At 69.7% G+C, this 20,767-nt stretch carries 16 protein-coding genes; 1 reads left to right on the top strand and 15 read right to left on the bottom strand.

Features of this window, described 5'->3' with window-relative positions:
- Nucleotides 1–43: 43 nt before the first annotated feature.
- A complete protein-coding gene (gene pgeF / locus ACFWPJ_RS04735; RefSeq protein ID WP_378847195.1) occupies nt 44–775 on the bottom strand; it encodes a peptidoglycan editing factor PgeF in 732 nt (243 codons plus the stop codon).
- On the bottom strand, nt 666–1,112 hold the full coding sequence (locus ACFWPJ_RS04740) for a zinc ribbon domain-containing protein (RefSeq protein WP_378847223.1): 447 nt from the start codon (nt 1,110–1,112) through the stop codon (nt 666–668). The genes pgeF and ACFWPJ_RS04740 overlap by 110 nt, the downstream gene beginning before the upstream one ends.
- A 1,680-nt stretch (nt 1,113–2,792) precedes the next feature.
- Here ACFWPJ_RS04740 and ACFWPJ_RS04745 point away from each other — a divergent pair.
- A complete protein-coding gene (locus ACFWPJ_RS04745; protein WP_378847224.1) occupies nt 2,793–3,821 on the top strand; it encodes an IS30 family transposase in 1,029 nt (342 codons plus the stop codon).
- Nucleotides 3,822–3,888: 67 nt separating this feature from the next.
- Here ACFWPJ_RS04745 and ftsZ read toward each other — a convergent pair whose 3' ends face one another.
- The 13 genes from ftsZ to mraZ form a co-directional block, all read right to left on the bottom strand.
- Nucleotides 3,889–5,145, bottom strand: coding sequence for a cell division protein FtsZ (ftsZ, locus tag ACFWPJ_RS04750; protein WP_189033696.1), 1,257 nt, complete (start codon nt 5,143–5,145; stop codon nt 3,889–3,891).
- A gap of 160 nt (nt 5,146–5,305) precedes the next feature.
- Nucleotides 5,306–5,983 (bottom strand): cell division protein FtsQ/DivIB, encoded by a 678-nt coding sequence (locus ACFWPJ_RS04755; protein WP_378847199.1) that lies wholly within the window; start codon nt 5,981–5,983, stop codon nt 5,306–5,308.
- A gap of 8 nt (nt 5,984–5,991) precedes the next feature.
- Nucleotides 5,992–7,494: a UDP-N-acetylmuramate--L-alanine ligase gene (gene murC / locus ACFWPJ_RS04760; protein WP_378847202.1), complete on the bottom strand. Its 1,503-nt coding sequence runs from the start codon at nt 7,492–7,494 to the stop codon at nt 5,992–5,994.
- Nucleotides 7,491–8,606 (bottom strand): undecaprenyldiphospho-muramoylpentapeptide beta-N-acetylglucosaminyltransferase, encoded by a 1,116-nt coding sequence (gene murG, locus ACFWPJ_RS04765; RefSeq protein ID WP_378847203.1) that lies wholly within the window; start codon nt 8,604–8,606, stop codon nt 7,491–7,493. Before murG ends, murC begins: the two co-directional genes overlap by 4 nt.
- Nucleotides 8,603–10,021 carry a putative lipid II flippase FtsW gene (gene ftsW / locus ACFWPJ_RS04770; protein WP_378847206.1) on the bottom strand — a complete coding sequence of 473 codons (1,419 nt, stop codon included), beginning with the start codon at nt 10,019–10,021 and terminating at the stop codon, nt 8,603–8,605. The genes murG and ftsW overlap by 4 nt, the downstream gene beginning before the upstream one ends.
- Nucleotides 10,018–11,454, bottom strand: a complete 1,437-nt coding sequence (gene murD, locus ACFWPJ_RS04775) for a UDP-N-acetylmuramoyl-L-alanine--D-glutamate ligase (protein WP_378847227.1) — start codon at nt 11,452–11,454, stop codon at nt 10,018–10,020. Before murD ends, ftsW begins: the two co-directional genes overlap by 4 nt.
- Before the next feature lie 50 nt (nt 11,455–11,504).
- The gene (gene mraY, locus ACFWPJ_RS04780; protein ID WP_378847208.1) at nt 11,505–12,581 is read right to left on the bottom strand and encodes a phospho-N-acetylmuramoyl-pentapeptide-transferase; all 1,077 of its coding nucleotides are present in this window, start codon (nt 12,579–12,581) and stop codon (nt 11,505–11,507) included.
- A gap of 52 nt (nt 12,582–12,633) precedes the next feature.
- The gene (gene murF / locus ACFWPJ_RS04785) at nt 12,634–14,121 is read right to left on the bottom strand and encodes a UDP-N-acetylmuramoyl-tripeptide--D-alanyl-D-alanine ligase (protein ID WP_378847211.1); all 1,488 of its coding nucleotides are present in this window, start codon (nt 14,119–14,121) and stop codon (nt 12,634–12,636) included.
- Nucleotides 14,118–15,788, bottom strand: coding sequence for a UDP-N-acetylmuramoyl-L-alanyl-D-glutamate--2,6-diaminopimelate ligase (locus tag ACFWPJ_RS04790; protein WP_378847213.1), 1,671 nt, complete (start codon nt 15,786–15,788; stop codon nt 14,118–14,120). The genes murF and ACFWPJ_RS04790 overlap by 4 nt, the downstream gene beginning before the upstream one ends.
- A 103-nt stretch (nt 15,789–15,891) precedes the next feature.
- The gene (locus ACFWPJ_RS04795) at nt 15,892–17,775 is read right to left on the bottom strand and encodes a peptidoglycan D,D-transpeptidase FtsI family protein (protein ID WP_378847215.1); all 1,884 of its coding nucleotides are present in this window, start codon (nt 17,773–17,775) and stop codon (nt 15,892–15,894) included.
- The gene (locus ACFWPJ_RS04800) at nt 17,772–18,860 is read right to left on the bottom strand and encodes a hypothetical protein (RefSeq protein ID WP_378847218.1); all 1,089 of its coding nucleotides are present in this window, start codon (nt 18,858–18,860) and stop codon (nt 17,772–17,774) included. Before ACFWPJ_RS04800 ends, ACFWPJ_RS04795 begins: the two co-directional genes overlap by 4 nt.
- The gene (rsmH, locus tag ACFWPJ_RS04805) at nt 18,857–19,855 is read right to left on the bottom strand and encodes a 16S rRNA (cytosine(1402)-N(4))-methyltransferase RsmH (RefSeq protein ID WP_378847221.1); all 999 of its coding nucleotides are present in this window, start codon (nt 19,853–19,855) and stop codon (nt 18,857–18,859) included. Before rsmH ends, ACFWPJ_RS04800 begins: the two co-directional genes overlap by 4 nt.
- A 219-nt stretch (nt 19,856–20,074) precedes the next feature.
- Nucleotides 20,075–20,506: a division/cell wall cluster transcriptional repressor MraZ gene (gene mraZ / locus ACFWPJ_RS04810; protein WP_189033740.1), complete on the bottom strand. Its 432-nt coding sequence runs from the start codon at nt 20,504–20,506 to the stop codon at nt 20,075–20,077.
- Nucleotides 20,507–20,767: the final 261 nt, after the last annotated feature.

The following is a 20,767-nucleotide window of genomic DNA, read 5'->3' on the forward strand; positions in this document are numbered from 1 at the left end:
ACGGCGTCCTGGTCGGCGACCACCGGCTCCGGGCGCTGACCGCTCATGCCGGGGTGTCCATCCAGATCACGCCGGCGATGCGGCCGGTCGGGGCGCCGCGGCGGTGGCTGAACAGGGTCTTGTCCTCGATGGTGCAGCGCGGGTCGAGCGCGATTCCGCCGACGCCCGCCTCGGTGAGCTGCCTGCTGATGCCCGCGCGCAGGTCGAGACCGGGGGTTTTGCGGACCGTCGTGGTGGCGCTGCCGGGCAGGTGGGCCTCGACATCGGCGCGCATCGCGGCGGGGACTTCGTACTGGCGGCCCGACGCGGCGGGGCCGAGGAAGGCGCCGATCCGGTCGACACGCGCGCCGACCGAGACCATCGCCTCGAGCACCCGGGGCACGATCCCGATCCTGGCGCCGATACGGCCCGCGTGCACCGCGGCGATGACGCCCGCCTCGTCATCGGAGAGCAGGATCGGCACGCAGTCGGCGGTGAGCACCACCAGGGCGAGGTTCGGCACGGTCGTGACCAGCGCGTCGGTCACCGGCACCGGTTCGGCGCGCGGTCCGTCGACGATCTCGACAGTGCGTCCGTGCACCTGCTCCATCCACACCAGCCGGTCGGGGGTGAGCCCGATGCCCTCGGCCAGCCGAATCCGATTGCGGCGCACGGCCTCCGGGTCGTCACCGACGTGATCGCCCAGGTTGAACGAGTCGTACGGGGCGGCGGAGAAGCCACCGGCGCGGGTGGTGGTCACCCGGCGGACGGTCACGGTGGGCGGTGCGGAAGTCATGTCTTCGAGGGTAGTGCGGTCGGGAGGGAGTGGGTTGCCCGCGCATGGTGATGTCGGTCAACCGGGGTCGCGCCTTCTGAGTAGGGTAGAAACCAGCCCTGGTCAACTTCACATACGCGGAGTTCTTATCCCGCGGGGACATGTGCCCGCAGTCGTCGCACCGATAGGTGCGTTCGGACAGCGGGAGGCGATGCTTGGCTCTCGCACCACACATCCGGCAGTCCATCGTCGTGTAAGCAGGGTTCACCAGTTCACCATGGCGGCCGTGTTTGCGGCTCATCTCCACCAGCGCCGTCTTCGTCGCACCGATCGCGGCGTCTGCAGCTTTCCGCGCCATCGTGGTTCTTGCGAGGAACTTCGGCCGGAAGTCTTCCACGGCGATGTGGTCGAAGTCTCGTGTCACCTTCTTCGCCCATTTTCGGCCCAGGTCCTGCCGTTGTCGGACGACCTTCTTCCCCAGCTTCGCGACCTGCCGTTTCGACACCTTGTAGCCGCGACTGGCGGGCTGCCCCTTCGCAGGTCATCCGTTGATAGCGGGCGAGTTTCGCCGCCGCCGTGCGACCGAACTCGGCGTGCGGGAGATCGTGCGCTGGTCTTTGTCGCGGTTTCGGTGACGCCCCAGTCGATTCCGATCGCGCGCCCGGTCGCCGGTAGCCGCTCCGGTTGGGCAGCGACGACGAACGAGCAATACCAGTGGCCCAGATTGTCGCGGTAGACCCGGACCGAGGACGGTTCAGCGGGGAGCCGACGCGACCACACCGGCCGCACGACGATCCCGCCCGCGAGATGTCACCGGCCTTCTTTCAACCGGAACCCGCGCAGCGTGTAGTTGAGAGTCGGGGCGGCCGCGCGGGCGGCTGTCAGCATCTTGCCGAGCTGGGCAGGGCCGCAAGTACTTTGCTCCCCGGTCGCTCTGTTGTGCAGGTACGTTGCTTGGGATTTGGCGACACACTCGTTCCACACCCACCGGCAGCGGCCCCGCTCACCATGCAGGGCGCGGCGACCGGTTGCGCAGAGCCGGAGTCGGTACGTGTACCGCACGCTCCCCACGGCCGCCGTTTCGCTCATACGTTCGATATCATAGGCATGATTTCCTGAGCGCATCGAGTGGGTCCGCATCGGGAATCGGCAACAGCACAACGTCAGGAAATCCAAGACGGCTCTGCTCGAAGCACTACGGACAGAGGAGAGTTCGTGTTCGAAACCGTGAGTACGGCCGCGCTGACTGCCGCGAGGCACCAGCTGTAGTTTCAGGGGTCACTGTCACACCCTGCGGCGCCCGTGACGTCTTCCAGCTCCCGCGCATGGGCCCACCGCTTCGAGTTCACTCTGACCCAGTCAACGAGAGGCTGTACGGCGAGGACGCCAACTCGATGCTGGTCATCGACGACCCGACGATCACTACTGCCTTGGCAGCGCCAAGAGCTGACCCCCGCGCAGACGAGAAGCGCCCGGACTCCGGGCGGGTTCACGCGGTCGTCGCAACACTCTCGATTGAGAGGTTGCGGCGACCGTGTCGTTTTCGGCGGATGTGCAGTGTTTCGGTGACCAGCTCGTAGGGTTGGTCGATGCCGGGGTCTCGGTGAAGGAAGCGGCCGAGTCGCTGGGGATCACGCGACCGCGCGCCTATGCGATCCTGCGGGCCCTCGGGCGGGGTGTGGGCGTGACGCGGGCTCGTCGGCCGGCACCGGACCCAGCGTTGATCGTTTCAGTGTTCACAGCGACCGGGTCGGTGAACAAGGCCGCGAAATCGGCGGGAGCTTCTCACTCGGTCGCGCGTCGGGTTCTGGTGGAAGCGGGCTTGGTCGAAGCGGTGAAAACGGTGTTCGGGAAAGCCGAGGCCAAACAGCGATTCCTCGAGCTGATCAGCTCGGGTAAGTCGACCTCGTGGGCCGCGCGTGAGGTCGGAGTCAACGTGCGCACCGGTCAGGACTGGCGTGCCGGTGTCCGCCGGACAGGCCGTAAGCGGGTTTACGCCGATGGCACCGTGGTGGACTCGAGCACCGGTACCCGCTACATACAACCGGTGATTGTGAACACGACCGCCGAACCCGCCGCGATCGATGCCCGGTACCTGTCGCAAACCGACCGGGTCGCCATCGCTGACGGGCTGGCGGTGAACTTGTCGTTGACGGCGATCGCGGCCGGGATCGGCAAGCACAAATCGACGGTGTCGAGAGAGGTCCGCGCGCACCGCGTGCAGGGCCGATATCTGCCCTACCGTGCGCATCAGGTCGCCTCGGCGGCGCGAGCACGACCCAAGCAGTCCAAACTGGTGAGCAACCAGGCTTTGCGGGCCGAGGTCGCCGACAAGCTGGCGCAACGGTTCTCGCCGGAGCAGATCGCTGCCCGGCTCCGCAAAGACTTTCCCGACGACGAAAGCATGCGGGTGAGCCACGAAACGATCTACCAGGCACTGTATTTCCAGGCTCGTGGCGGTTTGAAACGTGAAGTGGCCCAAGCGCTTCGAACGGGGCGGGCTCGCCGCAGACCGCAGCGCGCACCCAATCAGCGGACTCCGCGGTTCGTCGATGACATGGTAATGATCAGTGACCGTCCGGCCGAGGTCGCCGACCGGGCAGTGCCCGGACATTGGGAAGGTGACCTGATCATGGGCGCGGGCAACTCCTCCGCGATCGGGACCTTGGTCGAACGCTCGACCAGGTACACGATGCTGGTCCACTTGCCCGGCGGGCATGACGCCGAAACCGTCCGCGACGCGTTGATCGCCACGATCTCGACCCTGCCCGGGCATCTGCGGGGGTCGTTGACCTGGGACCAAGGTTGCGAGATGGCCCGTCATAAGCAGTTCTCCATGGCCACCGATATGGCGGTCTACTTCTGTGACCCGCACTCGCCCTGGCAGCGCGGCACGAACGAGAACACCAACGGGTTACTGCGCCAATATTTCCCGAAGGGCACTGACCTGTCGGTGTTCGGTCCTGCCGATCTCGAACACGTCGCCCAGGAACTCAACGGGCGTCCACGCAAAACGCTCGACTGGGATAACCCAGCCGAGCGTTTGCGTGATCTACTGACCGTCTAACACCAGCGGTGTTGCGACGACCCCTAGAAACCGCCCCGCGGAGTACGGGCGCTTGTCGTTGTGCTGTCTATCGACGCATGAAGATCGGCACTTCGATGTCGTCGTCATCGTCGCCGTCGTCACGCTGATCGGGATTGTTCACCTGGTTCATCGCCCGCTCGGTGACCCGCTGACGCTCGGATTCCCGGTACCGCTCGGTGTCCCGGTAGCTCGGCGCGCTGGTGCGGCCGGTCGACACCCCGCTGGTGGCGGGTTCGGTGGCGCGCGCGGGCGCCTCGCTACGGGCCTGGCCGACCTCGCCCGCCCGGCCGGAACCGATCGGGTTGGTCCCGTTGCGCGGGGTGCTGACGTTGGTCTCGAACGCCCGCCGCGACGGTCCGCCACCGTCGAAGCCCGCCGCGATCACGGTCACGCGCACCTCGTCGCCGAGCGAATCGTCGATGACGGTACCGAAGATGATGTTGGCCTCGATGTGGGCCGCCTCCTGCACCAGCGAGGCCGCCTCGTTGATCTCGAACAGACCGAGATCGGAGCCGCCCGCGATGGAGAGCAGCACGCCGTGCGCGCCGTCCATCGACGCCTCGAGCAGCGGTGAATTGATCGCCGTCTCGGCCGCTTTCACCGATCGGCCCTCGCCGCGCGCCGAGCCGATGCCCATCAGTGCCGAGCCGGCGCCCGACATGACGCTCTTGACGTCGGCGAAGTCGACATTGATCAGACCGGGCGTGGTGATCAGGTCGGTGATGCCCTGAACACCGTTGAGCAGCACCTCATCCGCGGAGCGGAAGGCGTCCATCAGGCTCACCGCCGCGTCGCCCAGCTGCAGCAGCCGGTCGTTCGGAATGACGATGAGGGTGTCGCACGACTCGCGAAGCAGGTTGATCCCCACCTCGGCCTGGTTCCCACGCCGTTTGCCCTCGAAGGAGAACGGCCGGGTCACGACACCTATGGTCAGCGCGCCCAGCTTGCGGGCGATGCTCGCGACGACGGGCGCGCCACCGGTACCGGTGCCACCACCCTCGCCGGCGGTGACGAAGACCATGTCGGCGCCCTTGAGCACTTCTTCGATCTCGTCCTTGTGGTCTTCGGCGGCCTTACGGCCGACTTCCGGGTCGGCGCCTGCGCCGAGGCCGCGAGTCAGCTCGCGACCGACATCGAGTTTGACGTCGGCATCGCTCATCAGCAGGGCTTGGGCGTCGGTATTGACCGCGATGAACTCGACTCCCTTGAGTCCCTGTTCGATCATTCGGTTGACGGCGTTCACGCCGCCGCCGCCGATACCGACGACCTTGATCACCGCAAGGTAGTTGTGCGGGGGCGTCATGGGCTCTCGCCTTCCTTCGATCTTAAACCCTCAACCTCAACCATAGGGTTGGCGTTATGTCAAGTATCCGACTGCTGCGGAACGCTATTCGCAGCCACTGCGATCCCGGCGCAGGCGCGCCGAGACGAGAGCCAGAATCTTGTGCCACAAAGAGTGTCGCTCACTTTACCGTGACCAGATTCGGACTCGACACGTCGAACACGGTCCCCTCACGGGTCAGCAGCGGCAACACGACGGCAGCTTTGCGCTCACCGTCGCCCGTGCCGCCCCACACTACCTTCCTACCGTCGCGAAGGTTCAGTGAGACGTCCGAAATCGACCGTGCGACAACCTCACCCACCTGCACCGACAGCGCGGGCGGCAGCGTGACCAGCACATCCACAGCAGCCTTGGCCGCCGCGGGCCCCATGAAGGAGCCCTCGGTGATCAACTCGGGTACCCCGATCGGTGACGCGGGCTCGATCGCGAATTCGACACTCTCGGCGTCGATCAGGTGCGCGCCGTCCGGTGATTCGATGTACAGCACCGGTGTTCGTTCCACCACAGTCACCAGCACGGTGGACGGGAATGTGCGCTGTACCCGGACCGAGCGCACCTTCGGGATCGCGGCGACCCGCTGGGCGATCGCAGTGGTATCGATGCGCAACATCGAACGGCCGTCCGGGATTTCGAGCCGCCCGCGGACCTCCGCCTGCGACACCGCCGATAAACCGTCGACACGCACGGTGCGCACCGACAGCACGGGCGTGAACCAGGCCAGGACGGCGAGCACCGTCACCACGAGGAGACCGACCACCGTCCAGATCCGGTAGCCGTGCCACCCGCGCGCGGCGGGCATCGGCAATCTCACCGGCCGCCCTGTTGGGGCCGCGCCCGCAGGCCGTCGAGGATCTGGCTGCCGAGCATGGTCACATCGCCGGCGCCCATGGTGATCACCACGTCGCCGGGCTGGGCCAGCGCGGCGACCTGCCTGCCCACCTTCGACATATCCGGTTGGTAATGCACGGGACTGGTCACCGCCTGGGCCACCAGCGCGCCGTTGACACCGGGCAGCGGCTCCTCGCGGGCGCCGTAGACATCGAGTACGACCACCTCGTCGGCCAGGCTCAGCGCGGTGCCGAACTCGGTGGCGAAAGTGGCGGTGCGGCTGTACAGATGCGGCTGGAACACCACGATCACCTGACCGCGCCGGGTGCGGGCGCCGTCACGCGCCTCCTGGGCGACGAGCTGGGCCGCGGCCTCGAGCACGGCGCGCACCTCGGTGGGATGGTGGGCGTAGTCGTCGAAGACGCGCACGCCGTTCTCCCGGCCGGTGAACTGGAACCGGCGGTGCACGCCGCCGAAACCTTCCAGCCCCTGCACGATCTCGTCGACATCGGCGCCGGTGGCCCTGGCGGCCAGCAGCGCGGCCAGCGCGTTGAGCGCCATGTGCCTGCCCGGCACCGACAGCCGCACCGTGCGCGGGGTGGTCTCGCCCGCCAGCTGGAATTCGACGATGCCGCCGACATCGCGTGGCTGCCAGTCGATCAGCCGCGCGCCGACCGTCACCGGGGCGTCGGTCAGGTCGCCGGAGCCGTAGCCGAGGACCTCGACGCCGCGCTCGGCCAGCCGGGGCGCGACGCGACGGGCCAGGGCCAGCGAGCCGGGATCGTCGAGGCACACGACCAGCAGGCCGCCGGGGGCGAGCCGGTCGGCGAAGTCGTCGAACACCTGGATGTAGGCCTCGTCGGTGCCGAAGAAGTCCAGGTGATCGGACTCGATATTGGTGACCACGGCGACGTCCGGGTCGTATTGCAGCAGTGAGCCGTCGGACTCGTCGGCCTCGGCCACGAAGATGTCGCCGCTGCCGTGGTGGGCGTTGGTGCCCGCCTCGTTGAGCTCACCACCGACCGCGAACGACGGATCGGCGCCGCAGTGCTGCAGCGACACGATCAGCATCGAGGTAGTCGAGGTCTTGCCGTGGGTGCCCGAGACCAGCAGCGTCTTGTGCCCGCGCATCAGCGCGGCGAGCACGGTCGGGCGCAGCAGCACCGGGATGTGGCGCCGATTCGCCTCGACCAGTTCGGGATTGGTCTTCGGGATGGCGGCGTAGGTGGTGACGACGACCGTCGGGCCGCCGGGCAGCAGGTCGAGCGCGTCGGCGTCGTGGCCGATGCGGACCTGCGCGCCGCGCGCCCGCAGCGACAGCACGCCGCGGCTCTCGCGGGCATCGGACCCGGACACCGCGCCACCGCGCGACAGCAGAATCCGGGCGATGCCGGACATGCCCGCGCCGCCGATGCCGACCATGTGCACCCGCTCGAGCTCGGGCGGCAGGCCGGTCCCGGCGTCCTCGCTGATCCCGGTCATCGGGCGACCTCGGTGACGATCCTGGCCACCGTGTCGGCAGCGTCGCGATGGCCTGCGCCTGCGGCGGCGCGGCTCATCTCGGCGAGTCGAGCGGGGTCGAGCAGCAGCGGAATCACCTCATCGATCACGTATTTCGGGGTCAGGTCGGCGTCGGCGACAATTCTGCCACCTCCCTGCGCGACCACGGGCCTGGCATTGAACTCCTGCTCGCCGTTGCCGTGCGGCAGCGGCACGTAGAACGCGGGCAGCCCGACCGCGGACACCTCGGCCACGGTCATCGCGCCGGAGCGGCACACCACCGCGTCGGCGGCGGCGTAGGCCAGGTCCATCCGGGACAGGTACGGCACCGCGACGTAGGGCGCGTCCGCATCGGCGGTGCTCACCTCCACGCTGTTCTTGGGTCCGTGCGCGTGCAGCACCGAGATCCCGGCGGCGGCCAGCTGCGGCGCGGCGCCGGAGACGGCCTCGTTGAGGCTGCGCGCGCCCTGCGAACCACCGAACACCAGCAGGACCGGGCCCTCGGCGGGCAGGCCGAAGTGGGCGCGGGCTTGCGCACGCAACGCCGGACGGTCGAGCCCGGTGATGGAGTCGCGCACCGGGATCCCGACGACCTGCGCGTTCGCCAGCCCCGAATCGGGAACGGCGGCAAGCACCTTCGCGGCCAGCTTGGCGCCGACCTTGTTCGCGATACCCGCCTTGGCATTGGCCTCGTGCACCACGACCGGAACGGCGCGCTTGCGACCGAACAGTCCGCCGCGCGCCGCGAGGTAGGCGGGCAGGGCGACGTAACCGCCGAAGCCGATGATCACGTCGGCCTCGACCTCGTCGATGACGGCCCTGGTCCGCTTCACCGAGGCGCGCACCCGGCCGGGCAGGCGCAGCAGGTCGGCCGACGGCTTGCGGGGCAACGGCACCGGCGGGATCAGCTCGAGCGGGTACCCGCGTTCGGGGACGAGCTTGGTCTCGAGACCGCGCTCGGTGCCCAGCGCGGTCACCCGGATCGAATCGTCGAGCTTGCGCAGCGCGTCGGCGACGGCCAGCGCGGGTTCGATATGGCCGGCCGTGCCGCCGCCTGCGACGATCACCGACAACCCGGTGCGCGGGTGACTCACCTGGATCTACCTCGTTCTTTCGCGTGTGGCATCGGATAGGTCGGTTCCCATGCTCTGGTCGACCGTAGCGAATTGGTGCCGCGGCTCTGCGGCGTACGTCGCCTGCGCTCGGCGGGCGGCTGACGGCGGGGCGCCTGGCGTGGACGTTCGGCTTTGCCGCGCGCGGCGGACTTGCGCGGTGCATCGGCCCTGGCCGGGGTGTACACCTCGGGGATCGGCAGGCGCAGCAACCGGCTGAGCCTGCCGTCCTGCCCGGCCTGCAACGCCGACACCGCTTCCGGTTCGTGCCGGGCGGCGCTGGCGATGATGCCGAACATGAACAGCGTGATCGCCAGCGACGATCCACCCGCCGACACCAGCGGCAGCTGCAATCCGGTCACCGGGAGCAGCCCGACGACATAGCCGATATTGATCAGCGCCTGCGCGGTGATCCAGGTGGTGGCGGTGGCGGTGAGCAGGCGCAGGAACGGGTCGACCGAGCGCAGCGCGATCCGGATCCCGGCGTAGACGAACATCGCCAGCAGCGCCAGCACCGCCATACAGCCGAGGAAACCGAGTTCCTCGCCGATGATGGCGAAGATGAAGTCGTTGTGCGAATTGGGCAGGTAGCTCCACTTGGCGCGGCTCTGCCCGAGCCCGCGGCCCAGGATGCCACCGTCGGCGAGGGAGTACTTGGCTTGGCGCGCCTGATAGTTGACGCCCTGCGGGTCGTCACCGGGGTTGAAGAACGCGCGCACCCGGTCGGAGCGGTAGCCGGCCGACAGCGCCAGCACCGACGCGACGACCACCCCGCTGACCATGATCCCGACGAACAACCGCACCGGCAGCCCACCGAACCACAGCAGCGCCATCAGCACGATGCCCAGCGCGATCGTCGTCGACAGGTTCGGTTCGAGCACCACCAGCAGACACACCAGCAGCCCGGCGGGCACCAGCGGCACCAGGATGTCCTTGAGGTGGGCGCCGCGCCGGGAGGCGAGCAGATGCGCACCCCACACCACCAGCGTCACCTTGACGACCTCGGACGGCTGGATGGACAGCGGGCCGATGTCGAACCAGCGCCGGGCGCCACCGTGCACGGCGCCGATGCCGGGGATCAGCACCAGCACCAGCGCGAGCACCGAGATGCTGAAGAGCGGGAACGACCACTGCCGCAGTAACCGCAGCGGCAGCCGCAGCGCGATATAGAACGCGACGGCGCCCAGCGCGGCGAACATGGCCTGCTGGATGAACAGCGAGTAGGCCGACCCGCCACCGGCATAGGCCTCGACGCTCGACGCCGACAGCACCATGACCAGACCGAGCACGGTCAGCAGGGTCGCGATGGTGACGATCAGGTGAAAGGACGCGAGCGGACGGGCCAACCAGGCGCCGAAGCGCTCCCCCGCCCAACCCGTTCGCCGCGTCTCTGTCATAGGGCCCGCCCGATGTCACCATCTTCCAGTGCCGTCACCGCGTCCACGAAGCAGCGTCCGCGGTGGGTGTAGTCGTCGTACATGTCCAGGGAGGCACCCGCGGGGGCGAGCAACACGGTGTCTCCGGCGCGGGCCAGGCCCGCCGCGGCGCGGACCGCGCGGCCCATGACCGCCTCGGCACGCTGGGATCTCGACGACTCCATGTCTGCATCGTCTCCCGCATCCAGCTCGATGACCGGGACTTCGGGTGCGTGTCGCGCCAATGCGGCGGCGATCACCGGCGCGTCGGCCCCGAACAGGACCGCGCCGACCAGCCGGTCGCCCACTTCCTCGATGAGGTCGTCGACGCTCGCGCCCTTGAGCAGACCGCCCGCCACCCACACCACGTGCGGGTACGCCATGATCGCGGCGCGCGCGGCGTGCGGGTTGGTGGCCTTGGAGTCGTCGATGAACTCGACACCGCCCAGTTCGCGCACGAACGCGGTGCGGTGCGGGCCCACCTTGTGCTCGGCGAGGCCCTCCTTGACGAACTGCGGCGCCACGTCGATCGCCCTGGTCAGCGCGGAGGCGGCGAGGGCATCGGCGATGCCCGCCGGGCCCTGCGGGCTGATGTCGGAGGTCTCGGCGAGGATGGCGGCCTTGGTGAACGCGCGGTCGAGCAGCTTGCCGTCGACCACGCCCAGTTCGCCGTCGGCGGGCACGCCGATCCGGAAGCCGACCGTGCGCCGGGCCTTGGCCTTGCGGGCCAGCGACGCCGCGACCGGATCGTCGAGGCCGACGACGCCGACCCGGCCGGTCAGCGCGCGGGCCTTGGCGGCGGCGTAGGCGTCGAGGCCGCCGTGCCAGTCCAGGTGGTCCTCGGCGACATTGAGCACCACGCCCGCCTCCGGGCGCACCGACGGCGCCCAGTGCAGCTGGAACGAGGACAGCTCGACGGCGAGCACCTGCGGACCCGGGTTGCGGCGCAGCGCGTCCAGGATGGGCAGGCCGATATTGCCGCAGGCCACGCTGGCGATGCCGGCGGCGCGCAGGATCGAGTGCGTCATCTGGGTGGTGGTGGTCTTGCCGTTGGTGCCGGTGATCACCAGCCACTTGCGGACCGGACCGTAGATCCTGGCCTGATCGACCCACCAGGCGAATTCGACGTCACCCCAGACCGGGATGCCCTCGGTGACGGCGGAGACCAGCACCGGCGAGTCCGGCCGCCAGCCCGGGCTGGTGATGACCAGCGCGAACCGGCTCAGGTCGGCGCGTTCCAGCTCGACGCTGGTGGCGACCTCCAGACCCAGTTCGGCGGCCTCGGCCAGCGCCTTGGCACCGGAGTCGGTGACCACCGGGTGCGCGCCGATATCGCGCAGCGGTTCGATCAGCGAGCGCCCGGAGACGCCCCAGCCCGCGACGAGAACGTCACGGCCACGCAGGAATTCGAGCATCGGGCCCGGCGAGCGGAGGGCACGGGGAGAGTGTTCGACCATGTTCGTCCTCACCCGACCTGCGAGAGATATTCGCTGTAGAACAGCCCGAGACCCACGGCGGCGGCGATGCCTGCCAGGATCCAGAATCTGATGATCACCGTGGTTTCGGCCCACTTGCTCAATTCGAAGTGGTGATGGAACGGCGCCATCTTGAACAACCGGTTGCGGGTGGTGCGGTACACCGCCACCTGCAACACTACCGACGCCGCCTCGGCGACGAACAGCGCGCCGATGACGACCATCAGCAGCTCGGTGCGGGTGGTGATGGACAGCCCGGCGAGCATGCCGCCCAGCGCCAGCGACCCGGTGTCACCCATGAAGATCTTGGCGGGCGCGGCGTTCCACCACAGGAAGCCGATGCACGCGGCGGCCGCGGCGGCACACACCAGCGCCAGGTCGAGCGGATCGCGCACGTTGTAGCAGCCCGCCTCGGGCGCGGTGGAGCACGCGTTGCGGTACTGCCAGAACGTGATGATCACGTAGGCGCCGAGCACCAGGCTCATCGAACCGGCGGCCAGACCGTCCAGGCCGTCGGTCAGGTTGACCGCGTTGGACCAGGCGACCACGAGCAGGCACACCAGGATGACGAACACGATCGCGCCCAGCGACACCGTCGAGATGTCGCGCACATAGGAGATGTGCTTGCTGCCCGGGGTGAGCCCGCTCTCGCCGCGGAACTGCAGCACCAGCACGGCGAAGATGACGGCGGCACCGATCTGGCCGATGTACTTGCCCGCCGCCGAGAGGCCGAGGTTGCGCTGTTTGCGCAGCTTGATGAAGTCGTCGAGGAAACCGACCACGCCCAGCGCGGTGGTGAGCCCGAGCACGAGCATGCCCGAGGCCGTCGGGCCCTCGGCGTCGTAGCCGATGCCGATCAGGTGCGAGCCGAGGTAACCGGCCCACATGCCGATCAGGATGGCGACGCCACCCATGGTCGGGGTGCCGCGCTTGGCCTGGTGGCTGGCCGGGCCGTCGACCCGGATCTCCTGGCCGAAGCCCTGTCTTGCGAAGACCCGGATCAGCAACGGCGTCAACAGGATCGACACCGCCAGTGCGATCCCCGCCGCGAACAAAATCTGCCTCACGACTGCGCCTCGCTGACGCTCGGCTCCGTCGTAAGGCCGATGGCCGCTGTAGTCACGTGTTACCTTCCCCTGCCCCGGTCAGGTGCTCGGCGACGGCCCAGAGGCCGACCGCCTTCGACGCCTTGACCAGTACCACATCGCCTGCGGCGATCTCGTCGTCGAGCAGCGCGATCGCCGCGTCGATATCGGGTACGAGGACCGACTCCTCGCCCCATGAGCCTTCCATCACCGCACCCTGGTGCATTCCCCGGGATGGCCGTCCGGTGCCGACCACGATCAGCCGGTCGACATCCAGGCGTACCGCCAGCCGTCCGATCGCGTCGTGTTCGATCACCGAGTCGTCCCCGAGTTCACCCATCTCACCGAGCACGGCCCAGCTTCGGCGCGACTCGTCGCCCGCCTTGGCCAGGGTGACCAGCGCTTTGAGCGCGGCACGCACCGAATCGGGATTGGCGTTGTAGGAGTCGTTGATGACGGTGACGCCGTCGGCGGTGGTCCGCACGTCCATCCGGCGCGCCGAAGCAGCGCCCGCACCTGCCAGCGCCTGCGCGATCGTCGCCAGGTCGGCGCCACATTCCAGCGCGACGGCGGCCGCGGCCAGCGCGTTGCCGACGTGGTGCTCGCCGTGCACGGCCAGCCGCACCGGCACGGACTGCCCGCCCGCGTGCAGGGTGAACCTGGCGCGGGCCTGCTCGTCGGTGACCACATCGGTGGCGCGCACGTCGGCGTCACCAGACAGGCCGACCTTCACCACGCGGGCCTTGGTCCGCGGCGCCATGGCGGCGACATTCGGGTCGTCGGCGTTGAGCACGGCCAGCCCGTCGGCGGGCAGCGCCTCGACCAGCTCGCCCTTGGTTTGGGCGATCGCCTCGCGGCTGCCGAACTCGCCCAGGTGCGCGGTGCCGACATTGAGCACGACGCCGATGCGCGGCGGCGCGATGCGGGCCAGTGCCGCGATGTGGCCGGGGCCGCGAGCCGAGAGCTCTAGCGCGAGGAACTTGGTGTCCAGGCCCGCGCGCAACGCGGTCCACGGGTGCCCGAGTTCGTTGTTGAACGATCCCGGCGGGGCGACGACCGGGCCCAGCGGCGCCAGCACGGCGGCCAGCAGGTCCTTGGTCGAGGTCTTGCCGGAGGACCCGGTGACGCCGACGACGGTGAGCCCGGTGCGCTCGGCCAGCCGCTGTGTGCTCGCCCTGGCCAGCTCGGCCAGTGCCGCCAGCACGGCGGCGCCGGAGCCGTCGTCGTCGTGGCTCAGCGCGACCGAGGTCGCGGGCACCGAGCCGCGGTCGGGCGCGACGACGATCGCGGGCACGCCGACCGGCCGGGCCGCCAGCACGGCGACCGCGCCCGCGGCGACCGCGGCGGCGGCGTAGTCGTGTCCGTCGGAGTTGGCGCCCGGCAGCGCGAGGAACAGATCGCCGGAACCGATTCGGCGCGAATCGAATTCGACCGAACCGGTCACCAGTGCCTGAGGGTCGGGTACGTCGTGCAGCTCGCCGCCGACGACGTCCGCGATCTCCCGCAGTGTCATCTCGATCATGAAACCGTCAAGTCCTCCGAGTCCGTCTGCGGACTGTGTCGTGTCTGCAGGGTTTCCAGCGCCGCCGCGACCACCTCGCGGTCGTCGAAGGGATGCTTGACGCCCTGGATCTCCTGACCCGCCTCGTGGCCCTTGCCCGCGATGAGCACCACGTCGCCGGAACGCGCCCAGGCGATGGCCGCGGCGATGGCCGCCGCGCGGTCACCGATCTCGCGGATCTCGCCGCGGTCGGTGGCCGGGAGTTCGTGCGCACCGGCCACCACGGCGGCTCTGATGGCCGCGGGATCCTCGGTGCGGGGATTGTCGTCGGTGACGATCAGCAGGTCGGCGCCGCGTGCGGCGGCCGCGCCCATCAGCGGGCGCTTGGCCGCGTCCCGGTCGCCACCGGCACCGACGACGACGGCCAGCCTGCCGTGCCCGGCCTCGGTGAGGTGACCGCGCAGGGTGGCCACGACCGATTCGACCGCGGCGGGCTTGTGCGCGTAGTCGACGACGGCGAGGAAGTCCTGGCCGCGCTCGACCCGCTGCATCCGGCCCGGCACGTCGACGGTGGCCAGCGCGGGCGCGGCGACGGCCGGATCGACACCGGCGGCCGCGCAGGTCGCGACGGCGAGCAGCGCGTTGGCGACGTTGTAGCGGCCGGGCAGGCGCAGCCGCACGGTGAGCTCGCCGTCGGGTCCGGCCGCGGTGAACTCCTGCGCGCCACCGGTGGCCTGCACGTCACCGGCGACCCGCCAGGTGGCTGCGCCGCGATCGGTGGGCCCGGAGGAGGTAGCGGAGCGTGACCACGCAGGGCTCTCGGTCGCGGCGCCATCGGGTACAGCGCCGACGGTCGAGATCGTGATCGGCGCGGTCAGATCACCGGCGAGGCGGGTGCCCCACTCGTCGTCGACGCAGATCACCGCGGTGCGCGCGGCGATCGGCGAATCCGCTTCGAAGAGTTTGCGTTTCGCGGCGAAGTAGTCCTCGAAGTCGGCGTGGAAGTCGAGGTGGTCCTGGGACAGGTTGGTGAACGCGCCGACCGCGAACCGCACGCCGTCGACCCGGCCCAGCGCCAGCGCGTGGCTGGACACCTCCATCACCACCGCCTGCACGCCCTGTTCGACCATCGCCGCGAACATCGCGTGCAGCTGCGGCGCCTCTGGCGTGGTGAGCGCGCTGGGCACCCGCCCGCCGCCGATGCGGGTCTCGATGGTGCCGATCAGCCCGGTCGACAGGCCCGCCGCGGCGAGCCCGGCTTCCACCAGGTACGAGGTCGTGGTCTTGCCGGAGGTGCCGGTGATGCCGACGATGCGCAGCCGGTCGCTCGGGTGGCCGTAGATCTCGGCGGAGAGCTCACCGAGCACGGCGCGCGGCTGTTCGCGCACCAGGACGGGCACGGCGACCTCGCCGATCAGCGCGGCGCCCGCGGCGTCGGTGAACACCGCTACCGCGCCACGGGCGATCGCGTCGGCGGCGAACCGCGCGCCGTGGGAGTTGGCGCCGGGCAGGGCGGCGAACAGGTCACCGGAGCGCACGGCGTTGGACCGTTGCTCGATGCCGGTGACGATCGTTTCGGTGGTCACCGGAGTCGCCACCGTGGCGCCGGTGAGGTCCAGCAGGGCCTGCAGCGACGTCGACGGCGGCGTGTTCGGCCGGAGCGCGTGCGGGCTGGACTGCGCGGGCACAAGGCTCCTCTCTGAGAGTGATCGAGCGCGTGGGCGAGACGAGCAGTCAGGTTACCGACGCGCGGTGTCGGACGGACAACGCGGGTTGTGCCAAGGCGAAGAGTTAGAGCCCGGCCTCCAGCACCAGCCGCTTGGGCTCCGGCGAGGGTGGCACCCGGTCGCGCTGCAACGCCCAGGAGGCGAGGGTGTGGAACAGCGGCGCGGCCGACCCGCCACCGGTGCCGTCGGAGCTGCGGACCGGCGCGTCGAGCATCATGCCGATCACGTAGCGGGGGTTGTCGGCGGGCGCCATCCCGGCGAAGGTGATGTAGAACGACGAGGTCGAATAGCACCGGCAACCCGGGTCCACCTTCTGCGCGGTGCCGGTCTTGCCCGCCACCTGGTAGCCCTCGATCGCGGCCTGCACGCCCGTGCCCATCTGGTAGCCCATCGGGTCCTTCTGCACCGTCGCCTGGAAGATGGTGCGCAGCGTGCTCGCGGTCTGCGGGCTCACCACGCGCACGCCGTCGGGCTGCAGTTCCTCGGTGCGGGTGCCGTCGGGGGCGATCCTGGCCTTGACGATGCGCGGCGGAATGCGCAGGCCGTCGTTGGCGATGGCCTGGTACATGGCGGTCATCTGCAGCGTCGTCATCGAAAGACCCTGGCCGATGGGCAGGTTCGCGAAGGTGCCGCCGGACCACTGGTCACGCGCCGGCACCTGGCCGGGGCTCTCACCCGGCAGGCCGATCCCGGTGCGCTTGCCGAGGCCGAAGCGGTCGAGCATGTCGGCGAAGCGGTCCTCACCCACCCGCTGGGCGAGCATGAGAGTGCCCACATTGGAGGACTTTCCGAAGATACCGGTGGTCGTGTACGGTGCGGTGCCGTGCTGCCACGCGTCATTGACGGTGACGCCCGACATCCGGATCGAGCCGGGCACCTGCAGCACCTCGTCGGGGGTGGTCAGGCCGTATTCGATGGCGGCCGCGGCGGTGACGATCTTGTTCACCGAGCCGGGCTCGAACGGTTCGGAGACCGAGGGGTTGCTCATGTTCGCCGACGCCCAATGCTGGGGTCCCAGTGCGGGATTGAAGGTGTTGTCGTTGGCCATGGCCAGCACCTGACCGGTCTTGGCGTCGAGCACCACCGCCGAGGCCGAGGACGCGCCGGACAGTTGTTTGGCCTGCTGCACCTGCTGCTGGACGAAGTACTGCATGTCCTCGTCGAGCGTCAGCTCCACGCCGTAGCCGTTGACCGCGGGCTGCTGGTCGCGATAGCTGCCCGGGATCACCGCCCCGTCGGAGCCGCGGTCGTAGGTGCGCGAACCGTCGGTGCCCGCGAGGACCGAGTCCAGCGCGGATTCCAGGCCGATCTGGCCGTGCCCGTCCCAGCCGGTCGCGCCGACCACATTGGCCGCCAGCGCCCCACCGGGGTATTCCCGCAGGTCCTGGCGTTCCTGGCCGACCTCCGGGTACTTGGCGACGATCTCCGAGGCCACCCGCGGATCGACATTGCGCGCGAGGTAGGTGAAGGTCTTGTCGCTGCGCAGTTTGTCCAGCAGCTCTTCTTCCTTGGGCGCTGCCGCACCGAGCTTGTCGTGGACGAACTTCGCGATGTCCTTCAGCCGCTGCTCCGGATCGGGCGCGCTCGACTTGGCCTTCTTGGCGTCGGCCAGCTGCTGACGCACCCGGACCGGCTGGAAGGTCAGCGCTTTCGCGGTGATCGTGAAGGCGAGCCGTTTGCCGTTGCGGTCGGTGATCGGGCCGCGCACGGCGGCCTCGGTCTCCTTGGTGGTGCGCTGCGACGCGGCCTGCGCCGAGAGCGCGGGCGCGGCGATGCTCTGGATGTAGAGCAGCTGCAACGCCACCACCGCCAGCGTGGCCAGCAGGGTGACCCGGCCGATGCCGAGGCGCAACCGGATCGGCCGGTCCGGCGAGAGCGAGCCCGAACGGCGGGCCCTCGACGAGACCGGCCCGCGTCGCCGTGGCGACGCGGGCCCCCGCTGCCTCATCGACCGCCCTCCGGAGCGACGATCTGCGGCGCCTCGCTCGGTGGGCGGGCCGCTGGGCTCGGTAGTCCGGCCGCGACACCCGGTGCGGGCGGCGGCGTGTCGGCCTGCGCCGGTGGCGCACTCTGCTCCACGGGGGCGGTGATGTCGACCCGGTCGGGCACGATCACCGGCGCGGGGGCCGCCGGTGCGGGCGCCTGGCCGTCCACCGGCGCACGACCGGCCGCGGGGGCCATCGGAGCCGGAGCTTGACCGTCCACCGGCGCTTGGCCGTCCGCGGGAGCGATCGGCGCCGGAGGTTGACCCGCGGCCTGACCGGGCGCTACCGCTTCGACAGGAGCGGGGGCGAGCGGCGCGGGCGCCGGTGCCACCGCGGGCTGGGGCGAGACTGCGGGCTCCTGCGCCGAAGCGCCGGCGGCGGGACCGGATGCGGGTGCACCACCTTGGCCGGCGGGCGTGGCAAGGGTATTCCCCGGCGCACCGCTGGGCGTGGCCGGACTCGCGAGCGTGGCGCCCGGCTGCACCGGAACCACCCGCTCCCCCTGTGCCTGCACGTGTCCAGGCGGCGGACCGCTCGGCGTCGTGGTCGGCGGGCTGTTCAGCGGCGGCGCGGGCGCGCCCTGCGCGGGCGTCGGCGTGCCGATGACGGTGACCTCACCGCCGGGACCGAGCACCAAGCGGGCCGGATCCTTGGCGGGGATCATGCCCAGTTCCCTGGCACGTGCGGCCAATTCGGGGGCGGAGTCCGCGGCGGCGACCTCGCGCTGCAGCGCGGCCCGCTCGTCGGCGAGCTTGCGATTGACCGCCCTGGCGTCGCCGAGCTGGTAGCTGTCCTCGGCGGCGCGGGTGGTCAGCAAGAGGGTGAGGGCGAGGCCGCAGCCGAGCAGTCCGATGATCGCGGTGACGAACGGGATCCGCCCGGCCATCGTGGATGCCCGTTCAGGCAGCTCGATGCCGTCGAGCAGTTGCTCCCTGGTGCGCTTGCGCGCGTAGGCCCGCTGTGCGGCACCGGATTTCACCCGTTCGGCCGCCTCGACGCGACGGGCCGTGCGCCCCGGCACGGCGACGGTGCTCGTCCGCACGCTCATCGTGTCCCCTCCTGTGTCCTCCCTGACCTCTCCGCGATCCGTTCGGCCGCGCGCATCCGCACCGGCGCGGATCGCGGGTTGACCTCGATCTCGGACTCGGTCGCCTTCTCCGCACCCCGGGTCAGCATCCGGAATTCCGGTCCCATGCCGGGCAATTCGACCGGCAGGTCCATCGGCGATCTGGACACGATGCGTGGCGCGAACTCCTGCTTGACCAGTCTGTCCTCCAGCGACTGGTACGACATGACGCAGATCCGCCCGCCGACGCGCAGCGAATCCAGGGCCGCGGGCAGCGCCGCGCGCAGCGAATCGAGCTCGCCGTTGACCTCCACCCGCAGCGCCTGGAACGTGCGCTTGGCCGGATGACCACCGGTGCGCCGCGCCGCGGCCGGGATGGTGTCGTAGAGCAGCTCGACCAGCTCGGCGCTGGTGGTGAACGGCTTGACCGCGCGCCTGCGCAGCACCTCGGAGGCGATCTTGCCCGCGAACCGTTCGTCGCCATAGGTTTTCAGCACCCGGGCCAGGTCGCCGTGGCTGTAGGTGTTGAGCACGTCGGCGGCGGTCGGGCCGGTGGTCGGATCCATCCGCATGTCCAGCGGGGCGTCGACGGAGTAGGCGAAGCCGCGGTCGGCCTCGTCGAGCTGCATCGACGACACCCCGAGGTCCATCAGAATCGCTGACACGGACCCGATCTCGGGTAGCCCGGCCTCGCTCAGCGCGTCGGCGATCCCGTCGTAGCGGGTGTGCACGAGGGTGATCCGGTCGGCGTAGGGCGCGAGCCGCTCGCCTGCCAGTTTCAGCGCGGTGGTGTCGCGGTCGAGCCCGACCAGGTGCGCGTTCGGATAGGTGCGCAGGAAATGTTCGGCGTGCCCGCCCAGGCCGAGGGTCGCGTCGATGTAGACCGCGCCCGGTTCGCTCAGCGCGGGGCCGAGCAGTTCGTCGGCTCGGTGGAGCAGGACCGGCACATGACGGGGGTTCTCGGTGTCATGGTTCACCTCGACCTCCCGGGATACTGCCTCGCGTCGCAGACGGGTCGCCTTGCCACACAGTGCTTTTCGAATGAGATTGCGGTCTGAATGAAGCTGCTCCATCGCCCTTGCGATGGAACCGGCGAATGCGTCGAGGTCTCTGACCGAGGCGCGGCACCTGGCGTCGGGGAAGTACGTCAGGGTCCACGCCCGGGCAGAGGCCTCGCAGCACTCGCGTGCTCCGGGCTAGAAGATCCCGCCCAGCGACTCGTCTCTGGCTTGCGCGTAGTCCTCCTCGTGCTCGGCGAGGTAGGACTCCCACGCCTGCTTGTCCCATATCTCGAGGAAGTCGACGGAACCGATCACCACGCAATCTCGCGTGAGGTTCGCATAGCGTCGATGGTCCGGCGACAGCGTGATCCGGCCCTGTGCATCCGGACGTTGCTCGTCGGTGCCCGCCGCCAGCGCTCGGACGAAAGCCCTTGCCTGCGGGTTGCTTCGAGACGCTGCCGCGGCCCGCCGCGCGAGCGCGGTGAACTCGTCTTTCGGATACACGGCCAGGCTGTGGTCTTGACCTTTCGTGACCATCAACCCTCCCGCCAGATCGTCTCGGAACTTCGCAGGCAACGTCAGTCGCCCTTTGTCGTCCAATCGGGGGGTGTAGGTACCGAGAAACATCTCGGCCACCTCCCTACTGGATCACCTCGCCGTACGGCCTCTCCTGTAGTGCGCGACCCACATTACCCCACTTTCCCCCACTTTCAATCGAAACCCCGGGTGATCCTGCTCCCCGCCAACACAATTCCGCAGGTCATGCCAGCTATCACCGAGATTCGGGGTTATCGCGTGTTCGGGCAACCCGCGCGGGTCGGCAACCCGCGGTTCCGACAACGTTCAGCAAACATCGCAGGTGCGACCGGCGCCGACGCGCGCCGGACG

This window comes from Nocardia sp. NPDC058497, assembly GCF_042720195.1.
GTDB lineage: Bacteria > Actinomycetota > Actinomycetes > Mycobacteriales > Mycobacteriaceae > Nocardia.